The 18891-nt window shown below is 64.3% G+C and carries 9 protein-coding genes; 2 read left to right on the plus strand and 7 right to left on the minus strand.

All coding sequences use genetic code 11. The features are described 5' to 3' along the window. Positions 1–37: 37 nt before the first annotated feature. A complete protein-coding gene (locus ACP15D_RS13730) occupies positions 38–748 on the plus strand; it encodes a hypothetical protein (protein WP_424958010.1) in 711 nt (236 codons plus the stop codon). Positions 749–1020: 272 nt separating this feature from the next. After that, complete coding sequence (locus ACP15D_RS13735; RefSeq protein WP_424958011.1) at positions 1021–1785, plus strand: SDR family NAD(P)-dependent oxidoreductase; 765 nt, start codon at positions 1021–1023, stop codon at positions 1783–1785. A 304-nt stretch (positions 1786–2089) separates the two neighbouring features. Here the strand turns inward: ACP15D_RS13735 and ACP15D_RS13740 are convergent, their stop codons facing one another. The 7 genes from ACP15D_RS13740 to ACP15D_RS13770 all read right to left on the minus strand — a co-directional run bounded on the left by ACP15D_RS13740 (position 2090) and on the right by ACP15D_RS13770 (position 18353). Next, on the minus strand, positions 2090–3037 hold the full coding sequence (locus ACP15D_RS13740) for a hypothetical protein (protein WP_424958012.1): 948 nt from the start codon (positions 3035–3037) through the stop codon (positions 2090–2092). Between the two features lie 151 nt (positions 3038–3188). Further along, positions 3189–4253 carry a poly(3-hydroxybutyrate) depolymerase gene (locus ACP15D_RS13745; RefSeq protein ID WP_424958013.1) on the minus strand — a complete coding sequence of 355 codons (1065 nt, stop codon included), beginning with the start codon at positions 4251–4253 and terminating at the stop codon, positions 3189–3191. Between the two features lie 38 nt (positions 4254–4291). Next, positions 4292–6577: a penicillin-binding protein 1C gene (pbpC, locus tag ACP15D_RS13750; RefSeq protein ID WP_424958014.1), complete on the minus strand. Its 2286-nt coding sequence runs from the start codon at positions 6575–6577 to the stop codon at positions 4292–4294. Further along, the gene (locus ACP15D_RS13755; RefSeq protein WP_424958015.1) at positions 6577–11901 is read right to left on the minus strand and encodes an alpha-2-macroglobulin family protein; all 5325 of its coding nucleotides are present in this window, start codon (positions 11899–11901) and stop codon (positions 6577–6579) included. The genes pbpC and ACP15D_RS13755 overlap by 1 nt, the downstream gene beginning before the upstream one ends. A 224-nt stretch (positions 11902–12125) precedes the next feature. Next, the gene (locus tag ACP15D_RS13760; protein WP_424958016.1) at positions 12126–12710 is read right to left on the minus strand and encodes a hypothetical protein; all 585 of its coding nucleotides are present in this window, start codon (positions 12708–12710) and stop codon (positions 12126–12128) included. Between the two features lie 152 nt (positions 12711–12862). Further along, positions 12863–15451, minus strand: coding sequence for a hypothetical protein (locus ACP15D_RS13765; RefSeq protein WP_424958017.1), 2589 nt, complete (start codon positions 15449–15451; stop codon positions 12863–12865). A 481-nt stretch (positions 15452–15932) separates the two neighbouring features. Next, positions 15933–18353 carry a transglycosylase domain-containing protein gene (locus ACP15D_RS13770; protein ID WP_424958018.1) on the minus strand — a complete coding sequence of 807 codons (2421 nt, stop codon included), beginning with the start codon at positions 18351–18353 and terminating at the stop codon, positions 15933–15935. Positions 18354–18891: the final 538 nt, after the last annotated feature.

Raw genomic sequence — 18891 nt, forward strand, 5'->3', positions numbered from 1 at the left:
CCTTTTTTCGCCACGAGAGTGGCGGAGCAATTAGGGCATGCGTACCCTGGGGGCTCTCTTCATCATCGTGCTGTTCGCGTGGCCTTGGCAGCCTGCCGTGGCGGGCGACGATTGCGCCGACGGCAGGCTTTCGCCGGCCAGGATCGTTGGCGGCGAGAAGCTCGTCCTGAGCTGGACCGGCAAGGTCAACAAGAAGATGGCCACCGCTCTCGACGACGCGTTCGAGGCCAACAAGCATCGCGTCAAATCCGTCGAGCTTTCGCTGAAGTCCTGCGGCGGCCGCGTCGACTATATGGCCGGCACCATCGCCGTGCTGCACCACATCAAGGAAACGCACAAACTGACGACCATCGTCGATCAGGGCTCGACCTGCGCGTCCGCTTGCATCCCGATTTTCCTCGCCAGCGACAATCGCCGTGCCGCGTTGAGCAGCCTGTGGTTCTTCCATCGCACCTGGCGGCGCAAGCTCACCGGCGGCGTCGACGAGGTGCAGACCGGCGCGCCCGGCAAGAGCTCCATCGATCAGTTCCACGACCGCTACTACGTGCCCGCCGGCGTTTCCGCCGAATGGCTGAAGCGCTTGAAGCCGATCATCGAAAACACCGGCGGCTATTGGCAGACCGGCCGCGACCTGTGGGAATCGAAAAGCGGCATCGTCACCGAAACGATCGGCGACGTCCTCTTGCAGGAGGACCGCACCATCTATCTCGCGCCCGCGCCCGGTTGCACAGCGATGTGCCGCGGCTAGGTTGGGCGTAGCGCCTTGTTCCTTGATCAGCAGCACCCAGAAGATGCCGTTTAGCACGCGCCGGTCATCGACGCGCGGTGCGCCTCATGGCTTGTTGGGCAGCAGCGGCTCGATCACGCGCCACTCGAAGTCGGTCAGGTCATATTAGCTCATGCCGATGCTGAAACAGTATTTGGCGAACCAAGGAAGCGGCCCGGCAGCTATCGACCCAAGGCCGTCACTGCCAGATCATTTGATATTTCCGGAAGGCAGCCATAAGCGAGGGACAGGAATTGATAGAAGAGTTGAGCCTGGTGGAAGATTATCGTCCCGTCGCCCTTGTCACTGGTTCAACATCTGGAATTGGCGAATCTGTTGCCCGGAGGTTCGTGCAGGAAGGGTACAATGTTATCCTCCATTCTCGTAATTCCGAGGATAAAGGTCGGTCCCTTGCGGCCGAGCTCAAATCTGCCAGCTATATCCAAGCCGACTTAGCCCGAGAAAGCGACCGCAGACGTCTCATACATGACGCTGTTGGCTTATGGGGGCGGTTGGACGTGCTGGTGAACAATGCTGGTCTGAGCGGTGTGATACCCCACGCCGATCTGCGTGCAGCCACTTCGGAGATTTGGCACGCACTGTACGAAGTGAATATGGTGGCGCCCTTTCACCTTATAGCTGAAGCTGAGACCGCGCTGCGCAACGCGGCGCAGCATGGACGAACGGCTTGTGTCGTAAACATTAGCTCTCACGCCGGAGTTCGGCCAAAAGGGGCCTCAATTCCGTATGCAGCCACTAAGGCGGCGCTCAACCACGTGACACGGCTACTTGCATTGTCACTGGCGCCAGCCATCAGGGTAAATGCCGTTGCGCCAGGCCTTGTCGACACACCGCTAACAGCCGACTGGACGGCAGCCCAAGAGTTATGGAGAACGCGCGCGCCGATGCGACGACCGGCCAGCCCGGACGACATTGCGCAAGCTGTCATGATGCTCGTGCAATCGGATTATTTGACCGGCGAGATATTGCTCTCCGATGGTGGGCTCAACCTCACGTGACCGAAACCGTCAAGATTGAGCATCCTGGGAACACTCAAAATGCCGGCCGTCGAACAATCACGCTCCATGGTCCACCGCTGATCGGAACGATATCCGCTTTCGGAGTATCTACGCTGTAAGCCGTCAGGCAACTTCCCACCCATCTCGGTCATTCCCGGTTTATGGGTTTACGACCTAGTCAAACGCGCCGCCGACAGCGATATCGACGAGACTTAACCTCTCCCTGCTGGGAGAGGTCGGGCGCGATCGATAGATTGCGTCCGGGTAAGGGGATTTCCGGCCCTTGTCTGAAAGGCGCGAGCGCCTACCGCGCCAGCCGCACCGTAAGTCCGCCCACCACCTGATGGCTGACCACCTCCGTCGAGATGTGACCACCGGGAGGAGCTTCGCCTGCGAACCAGCGTGACACCTGCCGCCAGAGATCGAGCGGCAGCCAGCTCCCTTCGGCCTCGCTCAGCGGCGCCCCGTAGTGGCCGTAGGTGAACTTGTATTCGACGAATAGCGACAGTTTCGAGAGCCGTATCTCGAAGCCCGCGAGCGCCTGCCCAGCCGGGCCTGCGTAGTTGTATTCATAGGTGCGCGGACGGCTGCCGTTCGTTAGGGCGAATTCCGTGTGTGGCAGCAGCACGCCGCCGCCCGCACCGACATACGGGCTGATGCGAGCGCCGATGCTCGGCAGGCGCAGGAAGCCGGTCAGGAGCAGCATGTTGTGGCCATGCGAGAACTCTAGCTTCTTCACCACGTCGCGAATTCGCGTGCGCGCCGGCAGCGGTTGTCCGTCGAGAGTGCCCGAGAAGTTGGCCTCATCGTCTAGCGGCGCGATCGCCTTCGAATGGATGAAGTCGACGCCCGTGCCAGCCTTCCCGCCTGAGAACCACCGCGCGACGCGCGCGCCGTAGTAGATCGGACTCTTGAACGGGTCCGTGTACCAGCCGACAGGATCGATGGTGAAGTCCGTCGCGGGATTGTCTCCTGCGCCTTTGATGTGCGCGGCGGTGGGGTACGTGTAGGGAACGCCCGTGTAGGCGCCGATGGTCGTCTCGTTGCCGATCGCTACAGGGCTGCCGCTGCCCGCCTTGCTTCCGCGCGCTTGTGCCGGCTCATCGTCGAACCGCGCCTGCTCCATGACGGCTGCCGCCGTCGATACGGTGACCATCACCGCGGCTGCTAGCGTTGCGATGACATCGAACGAGCGCCGCCCCGGCGCTCGAAGCGCCCCGCCCGTCCAGCCGAGCGTGAGTAGTTGCGCCATCGGCGTCCCCCTTCTCAATTCGTTATTGCGGGCAGCCCGTGGCCAGCCGGCGCATGCTGGGCGCAAGTTATGCGAGCTGGGCTGCCGCGCCAATGGACCCAGCTGCAACCCCGCTGTGCCGCGTTGCCGCGTCGCAAGATTGTCAGGGGTATCAGGAAGAGGTCCGCGGCGCCGACAGGCGCTCCAGCATGCGGTAAACCGCAGTGATTTGCGGCGCTTTCCGCGTCAGGTAGTCGGCCCCGGTATATCCCCACCAGTCCCAGCAGCCTTGCGGATTGACCGGCGTCGCCGCCGTCTGCGGGAACAGCACTACGATGTTGTTGGCGTCCGCCCAGCGTGCAAAACCGGAATCGCGCGCGAACGCATCGCCGACGAAAGTGCGGTTCTGCCCGCACCCGTGGAACGCGATGTGAACGCGGCAGCCCGCGTCCGCCTCGCATCCCTGCGGCACGTAGACGAGGCCGAGATCGCTCAGTCCGTGATTGGAGAGGCCTTTCGTAAAGACCGACTGGTCGAACGCCATCAGCCGCCCGGCAGCCCTTTCCGCCGGCGCTTTTAGTTGGCCGTAGATCTGCTCCAGGAGTGCGCCCGCTTGGTCATAATCGCAGTCGACAATGTACGGCTTGCCCGTGTAGTCGCACGCCGGCCCGCGATCATCGGTGACGAACGCATGCCCGGCGGGAACGTCCGACACGAACAGGATGTTGGCGTCGGGCACACCGACATCGACATAGAAGTTGCGCGCAGCTTCGACGATTGCCGGCACCACTGTGGTGTCGTTCTTACCGCTGAAGATATAGACGCGGTCGGTCAGCACATCGGCGATCGGATCGATGCGGTCGTGCTCGGCAAGACGGCTGGCGCGCTGGGCCAGCAGCGCAGGGTTCGGCACGCCGAATGCTTGCAGCGCGTCCTGCATGCAGCCGTTGATCGCCTTTGTGAGATTCAGGAGCACCGTCCCCGGCCCGGGGATGACATCGGCGTAGAGACTCTCAGAGCATCCATAAGGCCCGCCTGCGATGATCGCCGCACCGACGACGTCCTTGGCGTGCGCCATCTGGAACTGCCCGGCCATATAGGCGCCCGAGGAGATGCCCGAGACGGAGGTTTCGGACCTGTTCGCATCCAGCGCTGGTAGCTCCGCAGCCGGCTGCTCGCTGCATCCCGCGACGGCGGCGGACAGCGCCAATATGATTGCCGGTATCAGTCTTTTCATCGCCGCTTGTGCCGCTGCCTGCTGCTCTCCGGCAAACACTACCGCTTCTGCGCCTCTGCCGCCATTGGAACGAGCTGCGCGGTCGGCTTCAGACGCACCGTCACGCGGTCCACTCGGCCTTTCGCATCGACGACCGAGAAGCTGACGAAGCCATTGCCGTCGGGCTGCCAAACCACCTGCCGCGCGCGCGGATCGGACGTTATCGGTGCCCCATTTACCAGCCAGGTGAGCGGCAGCACGCCGCCGCTGGCCTTCAGCAGCACCGGATCATCGGTCTCCAATTCGACCTCGGCGCGGTCAGGCGGATAGGAGATCGCCACGCGCGGCTCCAGGAACGGACCCTGCGCAGCTTCGACGCCATTCTCACGAAAGCGCTTCAGAGGCGGCGGCAACTCGGAGCCTGTCACCCGCAAAGCCCCGGCAGGCGCGCTTTGCAGCGCGGCGCGTCGCTCGCCGAGCCGCGCGAACGCATCGAACAGGATTGGAGCCGCTGCAACGCGGCCGGACAGCCCCGGCGTCGCCGCGCCATCCGGGCGCCCGACCCACACCGCCACGACATGACGGCCATCGTAACCGACCGCCCACGCGTCGCGATAGCCGTACGAGGTGCCCGTCTTGTAAGCGAGGCGACCCGCCTTTGCGTTCAGCGGCGGCGGTGCATCCTTCAAGATGTCGGTCACGTACCAGGCCGCCAGCGGGGACATCAGCCGCTTACGCTCCGCCTGTTTCCCGTGAATCAGCGCTTCCGCCGACACTTTGAGATCCGACATTCGATAGATCAGCGGCGTCACGTCGCCGCCGCGGGCGAGCGCGGTGTAGAGCGTCGCGATATCGCGCAGCGTCAGGCCCACGCCGCCCAAAGCCATCGCCAGCGTCGGCAGGCTCCTGTCGGGGAACATGGCTTCGACGCCAACCTTCCTGAAGCGCCCCGCGAGCTTGCCGGGTCCGATCGCGTTCAGCACCTTCACCGCCGGGATATTCAGCGACTGCGCCAGCGCGTCGTGAATTGTCACCGTGCCGTGGAAGTCTTCATCGAAGTTCTTCGGCGCGTAGTTGCCGAAGCGCGCTGGTCGATCCTCGATCAGACTCTGTGGATGCGCGAGGCCGGATTCGAACGCGAGGCCATAGATGAAAGGCTTCAGTGTCGACCCCGGCGAGCGCGTCGCACCCACCATGTCGATGGCACCGAACCGCCCATCATCGAGGTATCCGGCCGAGCCTACGTGCGCGATCACCTCGCCCGTCATGTGATCGACGACGAGGATCGCCGCCGAAAGCTTCTGGCCGAGCAGCTTCGTCTGTTCTTCCGCAAGCCCCTCCAGCGCGCGCTGCACGCCCCTGTCTATGGTCAGGTGGTGCACGGCCTCCGCCGGCTTGGCGATCACCTCCGCTTCCGCAAGATGCGGCGCCAGCTTCGGAAATGCACGCCGCGCCGTGGGCACGGGCTCGTGCGATGCGCGTTCCGCTTCCGCCGCCGTGATCACGCCACCCTCAACGGCGCGCTGCAACACCCGGTCGCGCGCGATGCGTGCGGCCTTTGGGTTTCGATCGGGCCGCCGCCATTCCGGCGACTGCGGCAGGGCAACCAGCAATGCCGCCTCACCGACCGAGAGCCGCCGCGGCTCCTTGCCGAAATAAGCCAGCGACGCTGCGCGCACGCCTTCGATGTTGCCGCCGAACGGGGCCAGCCGCAGATACAGCGCCAGTATTTCTTTCTTTGACAGGAAGTGCTCGAGCTGCAGCGCGCCCCCGATCTGTCGGATCTTGGCGCGGCTTGAGCGCTCGTATTTCCCTTCCACGAGCCGCGCGACCTGCATCGTCAGCGTCGAGGCCCCCGAGACGATGCGCCCATTGCCGATGAGCTGCACCGCCGCACGCGCCATCGACCGCATGTCGACGCCGCCGTGCTGGTAGAAACGCTTGTCTTCGAACGCCATCAGCATCGCCAGATAGCGATCATCGACCTCGGAAACCTCGACCGGCAACCGCCAGCGCCCGTCGTCCGTGGTGAACGCGCGCAACAGCCGGTCGTTGCGGTCGAGCACGATGGTGGAGATGTTCTCGGTCTGCTTGAGGTCCGGCGGCCCGATTTCTTCGAGCGCCACATACCCCGCGCCGAAGCCCAGCCCGCACACACCCGCCAGCGCTGCAATGCTAAACGCAGCGGCCCGCCCCCAGTTTCTCCCTCCCCCTCGATGGGGGAGGGCCGGGGTGGGGGTGGTGCAACCCGATTCCGACTCTAAACTCCCCCCTCCCTGACCCTCCCCCGCAAGGGGGGAGGGCAAGAGGTGGAGCAGCTTTCTCATCAATTCTCCCATCGCCATCACTTGCCCGAAGTGACGGAGAGCTTGCCCGCCGCCGAACGCGCGTAACGCTCGGGCCGGTACATATCTTCAACCGTCGCCGCGGGGTGCACGAACGTGCCCGGCGTCACCGCCCGCACCAGATAGGCGACGGTCGCAGAAGCGGCCGGCCCTTTGGTGTTGGTCTGCCCGTCGGGCGTCGTTTCCGCCTGCTGGCTCACCTGCTCGACGCTCGCGCCCGAGAAGTTGAACGCGGCGACGAACCGGTCATCGCGGAACTCGGAGTGCTCCGGCTGCACCGAGGTCTTCAGCCACGGCAGCGCCTTCACATCGCCCGAGTCGACCAGATGCGGATTGTCGATCTCGAAGCCAGCCGGCAACCGGTCGACCAGCATCACGCGGCCACCCGGCTCCTTTGCTTCGATCTTCACTACCGCCACGAGGCGCTCGTTCTGCTTGATCTCGCCTTCGCCGCCCGTTGCGCTCTTGAGTTCCACCTGCTTGCCGTCGAGCGTGTAGAAGCTGCGCTCGATGGTGAAGCCCTTGGAGACCGCAGGTTCAGCCGTCAACGCGGAGCCGACCACGCTCACGACGGCATCGACGGATGCCGAACCATCGTTGGTCACGCTCAGCGGCGCCTTCAGCAGTTCGCCCGCCGACATCGCTCGCGTCACGGCACCGACGACCGGAGCACCGTTGATGATCAGCTTCAGGTCGTTGCCTTCCTCGGCCAGCGCATTGGCAGCCAGGAGCAGCCACGCCTGTTCCTGCGTCGAGGTATAGCTGCGCCCCGTGTACGCCTTGGCGATCACGTTGACGAGCTTGGGGCCCTCTACGTTGGAAACACGCGTCTCGGTTGCCAGTGTCACCAGCGCTGCGCTGTCGCGCAGATCCGAGCCATAGTCGGCGCGATACCCGCCGAGCCCGGTTGCCTCCGGCAAATCGAGCGCGTCGAGCGCCGAGCCGAAGACGGTCTCTGCCCGCACTTTGTCTCCGACCATCGCAAGCGCCGCACCGAGCTGTGCCTTGGCAAGCGGCGTCGAGAAGCGGTCGAGACGCGTATCTGCGTAGTAGCGCAGGTCGCCGATCGGCGCGCGGCCGTTGCGAGCCAGCACGTACAGCGCATAAGCCCGGTCTTCACCGCCCTTCTGGAAGTCCTCCGCATAGGCAATGAAGTTCTGCAGCCGGTCCAGCGCCTGCGTGAAGCCTTGAGGATTGACGTCGAAGCCCTGTTCCTTCGCGCGCGTCAGGAAGTCGGTGACGTATCCGGTCAGCCAGAGATCCGTCGACGACGGCCCCCACACGCCGAACGCGCCGCTGGCATCCTGCATTTCGAACACGCGATCGACCGCCTTCTGAACCCGCTCCTTCAGCTCCTTATCCGGCGCGATGCCGAGCTGAGCCGCCACCGCGTTCGCATAAACCAGCGGCAACGCGCGGCTAACCGTCTGCTCTGCGCAGCCGTAAGGATAGCGGTCGAGCTGGGTCAGCAGCGAGGGAATGTCCAGCGTTGCCATCGGCCCGACGCTCATCGACACGCGCGTCCGCGAGGCGATCATATCGTGCACCAAGTCAGGGCTGAGCGTGATGTTCGCACCCGGCTTCAGCTTGGCGATCGTCGTGCGCTTCACGTCCGCGGCCGGCGGCTTCACGTCGAATGTCAGGTGACGTTTGACGTCGATGCCGTCAGGCCCAGTAACGCGGATGTCGTAGTTGATAATGCCCACGTCCACAGGCTTGATCGGTACCTGCACCGCGCGGCGTTCATTCGCCTTGAGGTCGACGCTCGCCGTATGGACAGGCTTGTCCGCCCCTTCCGCGACGGGTGTTGTTAGGTCGAGTTTGTACGAAGCATCCGGCCCTTCGACATTGTGCACGGCGATATCCAGCCGCGCTTCATCGCCAAGTGTCAGGAACCGCGGACCAGACGCAGTCAACGCAACGGCGTCGCGCACGATGACGTCCGCTTGGCCATGGCCGAGTTTGTTCGCGCTCCAGGCAACGGCCATGAGTCGCACGGTGCCGTTGAAGTCAGGAATGTCGAAGCTGACAGTGGCCGTGCCATCCGCGCCGACACTGACGATGCCCGAGAACAGCGAGACAGTTTCTTCCACGGGCGGGCTGCCCTGAGCCCCCATGTCCGCTCCGCCGTCACCGCCCGAACGCAGCGTGCCACGCTCTGCGCGCATGCCGTCAATCAGCCGGCCGTAGAAGTCGCGGATTTCGAGGCCCATCCGGCGCTGCGCATAGAACCAGCTCTCCGGCGCCGGCGTCTTGAAGCGGGTGAGATTGACGATGCCGAGATCGACCGCCGCAAGCGTGAGACGAGCCTCCTCGCCCTGCTTGAGACCTTCGAGCTTCACCGGAACAGTCAGCGTCGTGCCCGACTTGATCTTTTCCGGCGCATTGATCGATATCGTCAGCGTCTTCTCAGCCTGATCGAGGCCGAGCCAGGCAACGCCGATGGCGCGCGAAGGCATGCGCTTCAGGCTCTCATCCAGCGGACGATAGAGCATCGCCGTGACGTAGGCGCCCGGACCCCACTCCTCCCCAACCTTAACCTCGGCTTCGCCGCCGCCGTTCGGCACTTCGATTTCCTGCTGCGACAGCAGACCATCCGACAGCACCGAGATCAGAGCCTTGCCGCCGACCTTGGTGGCAATACGCAGCTTCGCCGTCTCGCCGACTTTATAGCTTGCACGGTCGAGCGCCACGTCGAGCACTTCCGGGCTTTCGGCCTCGTCAGCCGTCGTGTACCAGCCCGCATTGAACGTCATGCTGGCTGCTGGACCGCTTGCATCGGCCGACGTCACCTCGAGCTTGTAACGGCCCCAGTCGACGCCAGCCTCGATCTTCGCAAACGCGCCATCAGCCCCAGCGTTGAGCGTGCCGTCCGCAACCTTGCGCGTCAGCGTCACCGCCTCGTAGTTCCACTGCCCGTCGCGGCGATACCACTGCCAGTTCGTGTCGAGCCGGTTCAGAACCCAGTTGAGCCCGTCGGCAGCAACGCGCTTGCCGTCGGTGTCGAGCGCGACGACCTCGAAACCGGCCGTCTGCTTCTCATCGAGCTCCGAGCCCTTGAACAGCGGCTTGAGGCCGATGCGCGCCTGTTTCAGATCCACCGGAACGGTGACGCTGCGTTCGATCGTGCGCCCGGCCGTCTCGCGCAACCGCAAAACGACGCTCGCCTCAAGGGGCTTTGCGGTCTGCTGCACGGCCGGAAGTGTCACGGCAACTTGCGCAACACCGTCCTTGTCGGTGGTCGCCACACCGTCGAGCGGCTTGCGCACCGGCTCGATCAACTCGTCCGCCTGACCGAACGTGAAGCCGGGATATCCCGCCACGTCCTTGTTCGACGGCCTGACGATGATGTCGCCCTCGATGGCGAGGTCGGCGGCCGGAGGACCGTAGAGATAGCGGCCCGTCGCCTTGATCGTCTGCGTCTCCTGCGGCGACAGCGCAGCCGTCGGCGGCTCGAGCTTCATGTCGAGGCGCTCAGGCACGAAGTCTTCCACCAGGAACGAAACCTGCGTGATCGCATCCTTGTTCGGATCTGTGTGCAGCTTCGCCCGCCAAGTGCCGGTCTGGGCCGAAGGTGCCAGTGGCAGCGTAATGTCACGCCCGCCAAGCCCGCGATCCTTCAACGTGTAGCGCGCGTGCTCGACACCATCGGGCCGCGTGACGATCAGCGTTACGGGGAGCGTCGCAGCCTTGCCCGTCGCATCGCGCACCAGCGCCGCAAGGTGCACGTCCTCGCCCGGCCGGTAGACGCCGCGCTCGGTGTAGACGAAGCCGTCGAGCGGGCCCGGCGCCTCGCGGCCCTTCACGCCGCGATCGGTCAGGTCGAACGCACCCGAGGTGAGGTCGAGGAAGGCGTATTCGCCGCCAGCATTCTCTGCCACCAGCATCGCCGGCTGCAGCCCGCCCTCGCCGCGCGCAAGCCCCGCCTCGAAGCGGGCATAGCCGCGCGCGTCGGTCTTCGCAGTGCCCAGCACCTCATTGTTGCGCGCGATCAGCTTGACGTTGACTTCGCCGGACGGCGTTGCATCCGCCAACGAGCGCACGAAAGCATGCACGCCGTCATCGCCCGAGAATGCCGTGAGCCCGAGATCGGACACGATGAACCACTGCGTCGCCTCGGTGCCGTAGTCGTTGCGTGATTTCTGCGACGGCTTGGCGATCATTACGTAGACGCCCGGCCTTAGCGTGCCGACTGCGTCGGTCACCGGCAGTGCCGTCGTCATCTCCTCGTTCAGCTTCTGCGGCACGTCCATCGAGCCGGTGAACACCTTCTCGCCGCTGCGCGAACGGATTTGATCGACCTCGTAGGACTGCAACTGACGCTGGAAGTCGCCGCCCTCGATGGCACCGACCAGGTTGCGGTCGCCGATCCGATAGACCTCGACATCCACCTTCTGCGTGTTGATCGAGACCAGCGGAATACCCTGCTGGCCGCGGCTCGGCAGCACGTACGACTTGCCGGAAAAGCGCACGAACGGCTTGCGGTCCGGCACGTAGACGGCAATGTCGATATTCTTCTGCAGTTCCTCCTCGACCGCTGACGGCAGCCCCGCGCGCACCTGCACCCGGTAGCGCTTTCCGTGCGCGAGGCCTTCGACGCAAAGCTGCTCGTTCTCTGCAACGACGCCCTGCGGGTCCTTGCCGTCGACCGAGACGAACTTGGTGAAATCCACCTGACCGCGCGCCAGGCTCTCCGAGAATTGCAGGCAAAGTCGCGGCGCTGACGTCTCCGCATCCGCCTTATAGTCGGTCATGCGGAATCCGTACTCGGCGCGCAGCTTGTCGTAGCTTTCGCGCACAGCGCCATTGTCGGCGAGGGCGAGGGAAGTCTTCAGCGCGTCGAGCGCCGGCCGCCAGTAGGAACGCCGCTGCAAAGTATCACCGAGAACAGCAAGTGCTCGCGCACGCTGCGGGTCGTCCTTGCTCCGCTCATAAGCAATATGGGCCGCGCCCGACGCATTCACCGGAAGATCGTAACGTTCGCTGTCCTTGTTGGGATCGGGCGGAATGGCGAGCAGCGCACGCGCAAGCCCCATCCAAGCTTCAGCGTCTTGCCCGTCGGCAACGGCGGCACCGGCATAGCTGCGCGAGGCAGCGCGCGGATCAGTTGCCAGCTCGCGGCCACCCTCTCGGATCAGGTCGGCTGCGCTCTGCCCTGACAGCTTCCAGTTCGCTTTGAGGTACGCCTCGTAGCGCTGCGCGTCACCTTTGACGCCTTGGTGCGCGAACGGATGCACCTCTTGCGAGGTCTGCTGCTGCGCCATCGCGGGCGCTAAAGGCAAGATGAGACATAAGGCGAGGAAGATGCGCGCGATTAAATGCATTGTGGCCACCATGGGGGACTGAGCCGAAACGATCCATTTGCAGTATCGGAGCGTTAGGTGTCCCGGTGAAGGCGAAGGGGGGCCAATGTCCACGCGGCGGCGATAACCAAGGACTTGCCGCCAATTTCCGCCAGTTGCGGGTGTTTGCGCCGGCCCAAATCGAAAAGGCCGACGCTTGTCAGCGCCGGCCTTCCGAATGGCTCAAAATCTAGCGTGTGACCGCTTTACTGGCGGCGCATCCCGTAGGGCGCAGCCTCCTCACCCAACGCGGCGATCTCAGGCATCTGCGCCAGGGCAGCCAGCGGCGGCACGGCGAACAACGGTGCAGTCACGCGCCACAGGTGTTCGAACGAGCGTGCGGCGTGCGCGCCCGTCTTAGCGCAGTCGCCGGCATACTGCTCAAGGGCATCGCGCTTGTTGGGCTCGCGCCGCATGCAGTCGCCGATCCAGGTGCTGGTCGGGGACAGCGAAAGCTGTTCGTGAGCCGCAAGCAGGCGCGAGTCGCGCACGATCCGGCACTCGCTCGGCATGGAGAACGGGGCCAAAAGGTGCACCGGATTGGCCTGGTCCACGTCGCTGAAGATGGCGCGGACGCGGATTCCCATCGACGACATGCGCCCCGCGTGGCCGCGCAGAGCTTGCACGACCGGGCTTTCTGGAGAACGGGCAACGAGGAGGTAGCATCCACCGCTGGCGAGCAAACCGTGCGCGCCCCGAGCATCGAGGTCGTCGGCAATGAATGCCGTCAGCTTCGAGATTTTCTCGGCAATGGATTGGCCATGCAGATGAGTTGGTGCTTCGTTAGACATGACCGTAGTCCCCCATGTTGCCCCGGATTGAAGCGCGAGACATGTCCCACCGAGGATTGTTGCTGTTGCCGGCCATTAAGCTGCCATTTCGGTTAATCAAGCGTTTCAGAGCGCCCGGCTGAGAGCGAATTCGTGCAAGCTGACACAACGGCTTAGTCCACCATCCTGCGCAGCACTCGTGGCGGCTCGAAGTCCGCAAATTCTATTTCCTGTGGAGCACTGAGATCGGGTAATGCGATCGATTCGTTCTCGTCTGCAGGCTCCAATTTCGGTGCCGCGAGAGCCAATTCGAGCTGATCTGTCGCAACCTCGTCCGAGCCCAGCTTCAGTGCATCCGACAGCTTGCGGATTGCTTCCGGCAACGCACCACCTTCGCCGAACGGAACGTGGAACGTTGCCGTCTCGCGTCGAAGCTCAACGCCGATGGTCGCGTTGGCTTCTGATTCGCCACGCGGCTGGGCGGGAGCCGGGAACGGCACTACTACCGTTGGCTCTTCCACCGCCGGTGTCGTATGCGCCGTGTTGCTGTTGGCGTGGCTGGCGGCTTCCTCAACGTCCTCGTACGTCGCCAGCTCCGCCTCGGCGAGGCCGGCGTAGTTGCCGAACCGCTGCCGGAACGTCTTGTCAGTTTGTCCCTCGCTGCGAATGGAGGGTTTCAAGCCGCGCTGGCCGCGATCCGCACCATGCAGGGCCGCACCTTGCGTATCCGCGGCATGGGAGAATGCGGCGGCGGGACGCGTCCGCGGTTCCTGCGTGGCCCCGGCCCGGTGCTGGAATATGTTGGGTCGGCGGCGCCGGCGCAGCATGAGGCCAGGCCCGGCTTTGGGGCTCTCCGTCTCGGCAGTTTGTGGACGCGCCGCCTCGGCCACCTCGCGCTCGAATTCAGCGCGCACCTCGGCCACCTCTTCGACCTTCGCTCGCGATTCCTCTTCCCGCCGCCGCTCGGCCTCTACACGGCTGGCCGCGCCCATCACGGCACCAAGGATCAACTCCGGCCAGGCCCCGCGCTTGAAGGCGTACAGCCTGAAGGCCGGCCGCTCGTCGCCGTACCGGTCGGCAATGAATAAAGACCGCAGCGCCCGCGCCGCTCGCGGCACCGGGGCGATGTGGTTTTCCCGATAGCATTCGATGAACTTGGAGCCTTGGCGCCGCAACTTGCGGTGCGCAACGAGCCCGGGCGCAATCTTCCACGGCCGGCTGAGAACGCCCTGCCCCTCGAGCGCATAGCAAAGGTTCGCCAGCGCCTGCGCGTCGAGCTTCAACTGCTCCCGGTTCGGATGGGCACGCGGGGCGTTGAGTGGCACGGCGACGTAATAGGTGCCGCCAGCTTCGAAGATCACCTCGCGGAACACGTCGAACGAGCGTCGCGTCTCCTCGTGGTTATGGATCTCCGAGAACCGCGACAGGATGGGGAACACGGGGCCCCGCTCGGCCTCGATCATGCTCTGGCGCGTGGCAACGAACCGGTTCATTGGCCGCCCGATGGAAACCAGCAGCAGGCACAGGTCGACGAACACCGCAATGCCGAGCGGAATGTAGTCGCGCTTCGAAAGCCCGACTGCCTCGGTGCTGAGCGCGCGCAGCGCCGCCGGATTGTCGATCGACTGCACCGCCCTCTGCTGTAGCGCGCGCAACTCGTCGGCCGACGGCGGCAACTCGAACGACATCAGCCCGACGAACGTCGCCGTCAGCCGGCGGAATGCTTCGATCGTCGCCTCCGAGCCTTCGACGGCCGCGATCTCCGGTTTCTCCAGCGTCGGCAATTGGTCGATCGCCCGCACCACGCCGCGCAGTGCGACCTGCAACTGTGCATCGGGGCAGGAAATAGACTTTCCACCCGCATTGATGGTCGTGCGCTCGGCCCGGTCGGCAAGGTCGGTGCGGATCTGGCGCAACTGCGGATCGGTGCGGAACGCGTTGAAGCCCGTAACCGTCATGTCGAGGCGCCGTCCCAGCGTGCGCATGAACTCGTTGCGCGTGCCGCTCACCTTGTCGATGGTCGAGGCGTCATTGGAGACGATCTTGGCCAGTTCGCCGTCGAGCGCCGCCATGTCGCCTTTGATTGACGTCACGCGTCCCTTGACGAAATCCGATGCGAAGCCGAAGCGTGCCGCGTCCTCATCGCGCATCTTCCGCCGCGGTCCATCGCCCGGCGATGAGTTGGGGCACGACGTCCCCTTGTCGCGCTCGATGGCGGCCTTGTCGGTGGACAGCGCAGCAAGCTGCACCAGCGTCGCCTGCAACTGTTCCAGCCGCGTCGCCGCACCGTTGAGCGAGGATTGCACCTGCCCGACAGCGCTTTCCGCTGACCGCGCAGCCTCCGAGCGGCTCTCCAGCACCTTCCAGTAAAAGCCGAAGCCGAACCCGACCGAGATGATGGTCAGGAAGACGTAGCCGCCGAGGTAGGCGAGCCGGGTGAACCAGTCGATCGGCGAGAACATCTGGTCGAGCAGCCACACGACCATGGTCATCAGCATCGCCACCGAGAAGCCGATGATCAGCTTATGCACCAGGGGCAGCGAGCCCATGTTGCTCTCGATCAGCTCGAGCATGCCAACGTACGTCGCGACCCACGACAGCGCCGCAAGGCCGATGATGAGTACGAGCTTTTTCCAGTCGCGCTTGGGAGCGTCGGGCTCGGCCCAGTCACTGTCGTGGCTAAGAGCGCTGAAACCGCCGCTGCCAAAGCCGCCCGTGGAAGTCCTCGTGCGCGACCACGGCGCGCCCGTCCGCAACGACATATGTGACCCTGCTCAACCCATCGGGCATAGGTAATCGCAAGCCCGCGACGCCAATGCGCGCGAAGCCTCCAACCACCGAATGCGCGAAACGCCTCTTTCGCCGTTCAGTGTCCCATCGTGCCGGTAAGTGATCCGAGTGTGTTCGTAGGCTTCGTTTTTGTCGCCAGTACGGCGCATGCATGGCGGAACACCGCCACGCACGATCTCCGCATTGTCATCCTCGGCTTTATGCCGAGGATCCACCGCACAACACCTTCGGACGCTTGTCGCAAGCGGATGGCTGGGTCCTCGGGACAAGCCCGAGGATGACATCGAGAGCAGGAATCCCTCACCAGGAGCAACGACTCTTCTCCCTCCCCCTTGACGGGGGAGGGGCGGGGAGGGGGTACCGTTGATCACGTCGCAGCCGGAGGCGGCAAGCTTGCGCAACAACCGCCGAACACAAAGCGTCTCTAAGCTCGTGTCAGCCAAAATCAGAAAACTAATTCGCGCTTATCTGCTTCTGCGCAGTGGCCTTCGCCTTTGCCGGCGCTGGCCGCTTCTTTCCTGTCGCCTCGGCTTCGAGGTCCTTCAGCAGCGCATCGAGCAGCGGCACCGCCACCTGCGCGGCATGCAGGTTGTGCGCCCACGGCGCGCTCGACGAGCCGGTACCGACGACGACCACATAGGAATAGGCTGCTCCGTTCGAGAACTGCAGCCCGCCGGTGATCCACGCATCGACCGTCGCCGAGACATCCTCGGTCACTTGCGTACCCGTCTTGGCAAAGTGCAGCTTCACGCCGGGATGACGGCGCGCGCACCAGCCGGAAAGATCCTTCAGCGTTCCGGTCGGCCTGCCGCCGGCCTCGTAGCACAGCGGCGCTTGCAGCAGCGCTTGCACCAGCGGCCGCCCGCCCGCGCGGATGATCTTGTTGGGAATAATGCTGCCGGACGCTTGGCCGGCCCCATCTTCATCGAGGCTGGTGAAGTCATAGCCCTTCACCAGCGTCGGCATCGGCAGCGGTGACGCCCCGCGCCCGATGAGGCTCGCCAGCACGACGCCTGCGAGTTGGTGTACCCTCCGGGGAGCCGCTGCAACCTGACCCAGCACCACCGCCGTCGACGGCGGCGTGCCGCTTCCGTCGGCATTGGTCGGCGGCATCGTGTAGCCGAGCTGATCGATCAGCCGTCTCACCCGCATCTGGCCCACCTGTGCCGTCCGCGTCATCAGCGGATCGTTCAGCGAGCAGGCGAAGGCCGTCAACGCCCGCCGCCCCTGGCTCTCGTTCCCGCGGCCGCAGCCTTCAAGTCCCTGCGCTGGCGCCTGCTTGTCGAGATAGACCGACTGCGGCGTGTCGCGCAGTGTGTTGGCGATGGCAATTGCCGCGATGATCTTGCCGGTCGAGGCGACCATGCGGCTTTCCCGGCCGGCATCGTAGCGGCCCGTTGCCGCCTCCCGCGCGAACGGCGAGCCGAAGTAAGCAGCGTTTTCACCCTGCTCGAAATAGCGCACGATCTCGCCCTTGGCATTGGCCGCAGCGACGATCACATCCGGGCTGCGCCGCTCAGCCGAAATCTTCGCCGGATCGAGCGTGAATGCCGGATCTATCTTGCCAGCGTAGCGCGCATCGATATCCGCAAGCCTCGTCCGCACATTGTCGGCGAACGCCAGGTTACGCGCCGCATCGAAGGTCGTCGTCACCCCGCGCACGTGGTCGCGCCAGGCAAACCCATACCGCTGCTTCATTTCTTCGCGCAGGCCATACCGCGCTGCGGGCATCAGCGCATTGGCGCGCACAACCGGGTTGGCTTGTGCCGGCAGCGCCAGTCCCGGCGCATACTTGTCGAGCGCATCCTGCAGCCGCGGCTTGATCTTCGGATCGGGCGGCCCGGCTGCCATGGCGACGAGTTCGAACAGCACTTCCTTTTGCAGAGCCTCGTCCTTGATCAGCTTCTCCGCGCACGTGCGCGCACGCACCTCGGTGAGGTAGCGCCAGCGATCCATACGCACCGCGTTCAGCCGTTCGCTGCCTTCCAAGAGGATGATCGGCCGGTTCACCGCCGAGGCGAGCACGAACTGCTGCGCCACCGACAGGTCGGCGGCCTCCTTGCCGAACACGATGCGGCTGGTCAGCTCGATGCCGTGCAGCGGCGACCCGCCCGTGCGCTGTGCCAGCCAGAGGTGATTGGCGGCCCACTGTTTCAGCTCTCTGTTGTCGCCGCCTTCTGTCAGCTCGCGGTAAACCACCGGCGCCAGCCACCATTCGCCCACCTTGCGCTTCAGCTTGGTCAGGGCGCCTTCGTGCACGCTGGGTGGCGTCTTATAGATGACGCGCACGAACTGCATCGCCAGCGTCGAGCCACCCACCCCCACCACGAGGCGCTTTGCTGCGATCGAGCGCCGAACGGTCGAGAAGGGGATCTTCAGCACGCCGACAAGGTCGATGCCGAACGGGTTCAGCAGGCTGCCGAGGTTGCGGTCCTCATGATAGACGAGGCACTGCCAGTAGCTTTCCGGCACTTCGCGCACCGGGATCGACTTGTGATCCGGATTGGCGACGTATTCGCCAAGGTCGATGGGCTCGCTCGAATAGTTGACGTCGCGCAAGCTATCGAGCCGCGGATCGAACGTGCCGACGAAGCTCCCGCGCGCGTCGTAGATCGCCGTCGCCAGCCAGCGCTCGGCGTCGTAATGCAGCTTTTCGCCTTGCGTATAATGGCCGACGGCACCGCGGATGGGCGCGAAGATATAGACGAGGAAGATTGCGAGCAGCGTATAGGCGATGGCCGCACTGGCGACATGGCGCAGAGGGCCAAGCCGCGGATTGAACGCGACGCCGTCGAGTATGATTTGCAAAATGCGGAACGGCAGCAGCGCTGTCAGTTCAAGCGCCCGCAGCAGTACGCGAATAACACCGAGCATGAGCCCGCCGCTCGCAGGAAGAAGAGCGCACAAGCGCTGTTGCGAGCGAGAACTAGCCCGTGTTTATGGCGATATTGGCCCCGTCAGATGGCGCTTTGAACAAATCGCGCCAGCCCTCGGAAGGCCAGCCCTCAAAAGGTATGCAGCAGCACGAACAAGCCGACGCCCACGGCTGGTCCTAACACTGTCGCTGCAACAAGCATCACGAATGACTTCGCGACCATGACACAAACCCCGCACAACCGCCGCCAAATACGCGACGACCACTCTCCGCACACAACGCATGTTGCCGGGGACCCCCTTAAAATTCCCGGCCACTTGTAGAATTTACATCAGAAGAATCTAGTTGACACGCCCTGTTTACGGGGAAAGCGGAGCGTAGTTTCGCAACTGCGAAGGCGGCTGAATAAGCAACCATGGCGAACGCATCTTGCTGCGCTGGAAAACCCGAGCGCAGCAAATAAGTTAGCAGATCCTCTAGTGGACTTTGGTTGCCGCGGGCCTATAGCGTTTGCGCTAGCATCGACAGGTCAACCAA

Source organism: Hyphomicrobium sp. 1Nfss2.1, assembly GCF_965243865.1.
Classification (GTDB): domain Bacteria; phylum Pseudomonadota; class Alphaproteobacteria; order Rhizobiales; family Hyphomicrobiaceae; genus Hyphomicrobium_A.

Coding starts and splice junctions, on each gene's coding strand:
- ACP15D_RS13760 (WP_424958016.1), bottom strand. CDS start 12,710: ATGTCTAACGAAGCACCAACTCATCTGCATGGCCAATCCATTGCCGAG.
- ACP15D_RS13730 (WP_424958010.1), top strand. CDS start 38: ATGCGTACCCTGGGGGCTCTCTTCATCATCGTGCTGTTCGCGTGGCCT.
- pbpC (WP_424958014.1), bottom strand. CDS start 6,577: ATGGCGATGGGAGAATTGATGAGAAAGCTGCTCCACCTCTTGCCCTCC.
- ACP15D_RS13755 (WP_424958015.1), bottom strand. CDS start 11,901: ATGCATTTAATCGCGCGCATCTTCCTCGCCTTATGTCTCATCTTGCCT.
- ACP15D_RS13745 (WP_424958013.1), bottom strand. CDS start 4,253: ATGAAAAGACTGATACCGGCAATCATATTGGCGCTGTCCGCCGCCGTC.
- ACP15D_RS13740 (WP_424958012.1), bottom strand. CDS start 3,037: ATGGCGCAACTACTCACGCTCGGCTGGACGGGCGGGGCGCTTCGAGCG.
- ACP15D_RS13770 (WP_424958018.1), bottom strand. CDS start 18,353: ATGCTCGGTGTTATTCGCGTACTGCTGCGGGCGCTTGAACTGACAGCG.
- ACP15D_RS13765 (WP_424958017.1), bottom strand. CDS start 15,451: ATGTCGTTGCGGACGGGCGCGCCGTGGTCGCGCACGAGGACTTCCACG.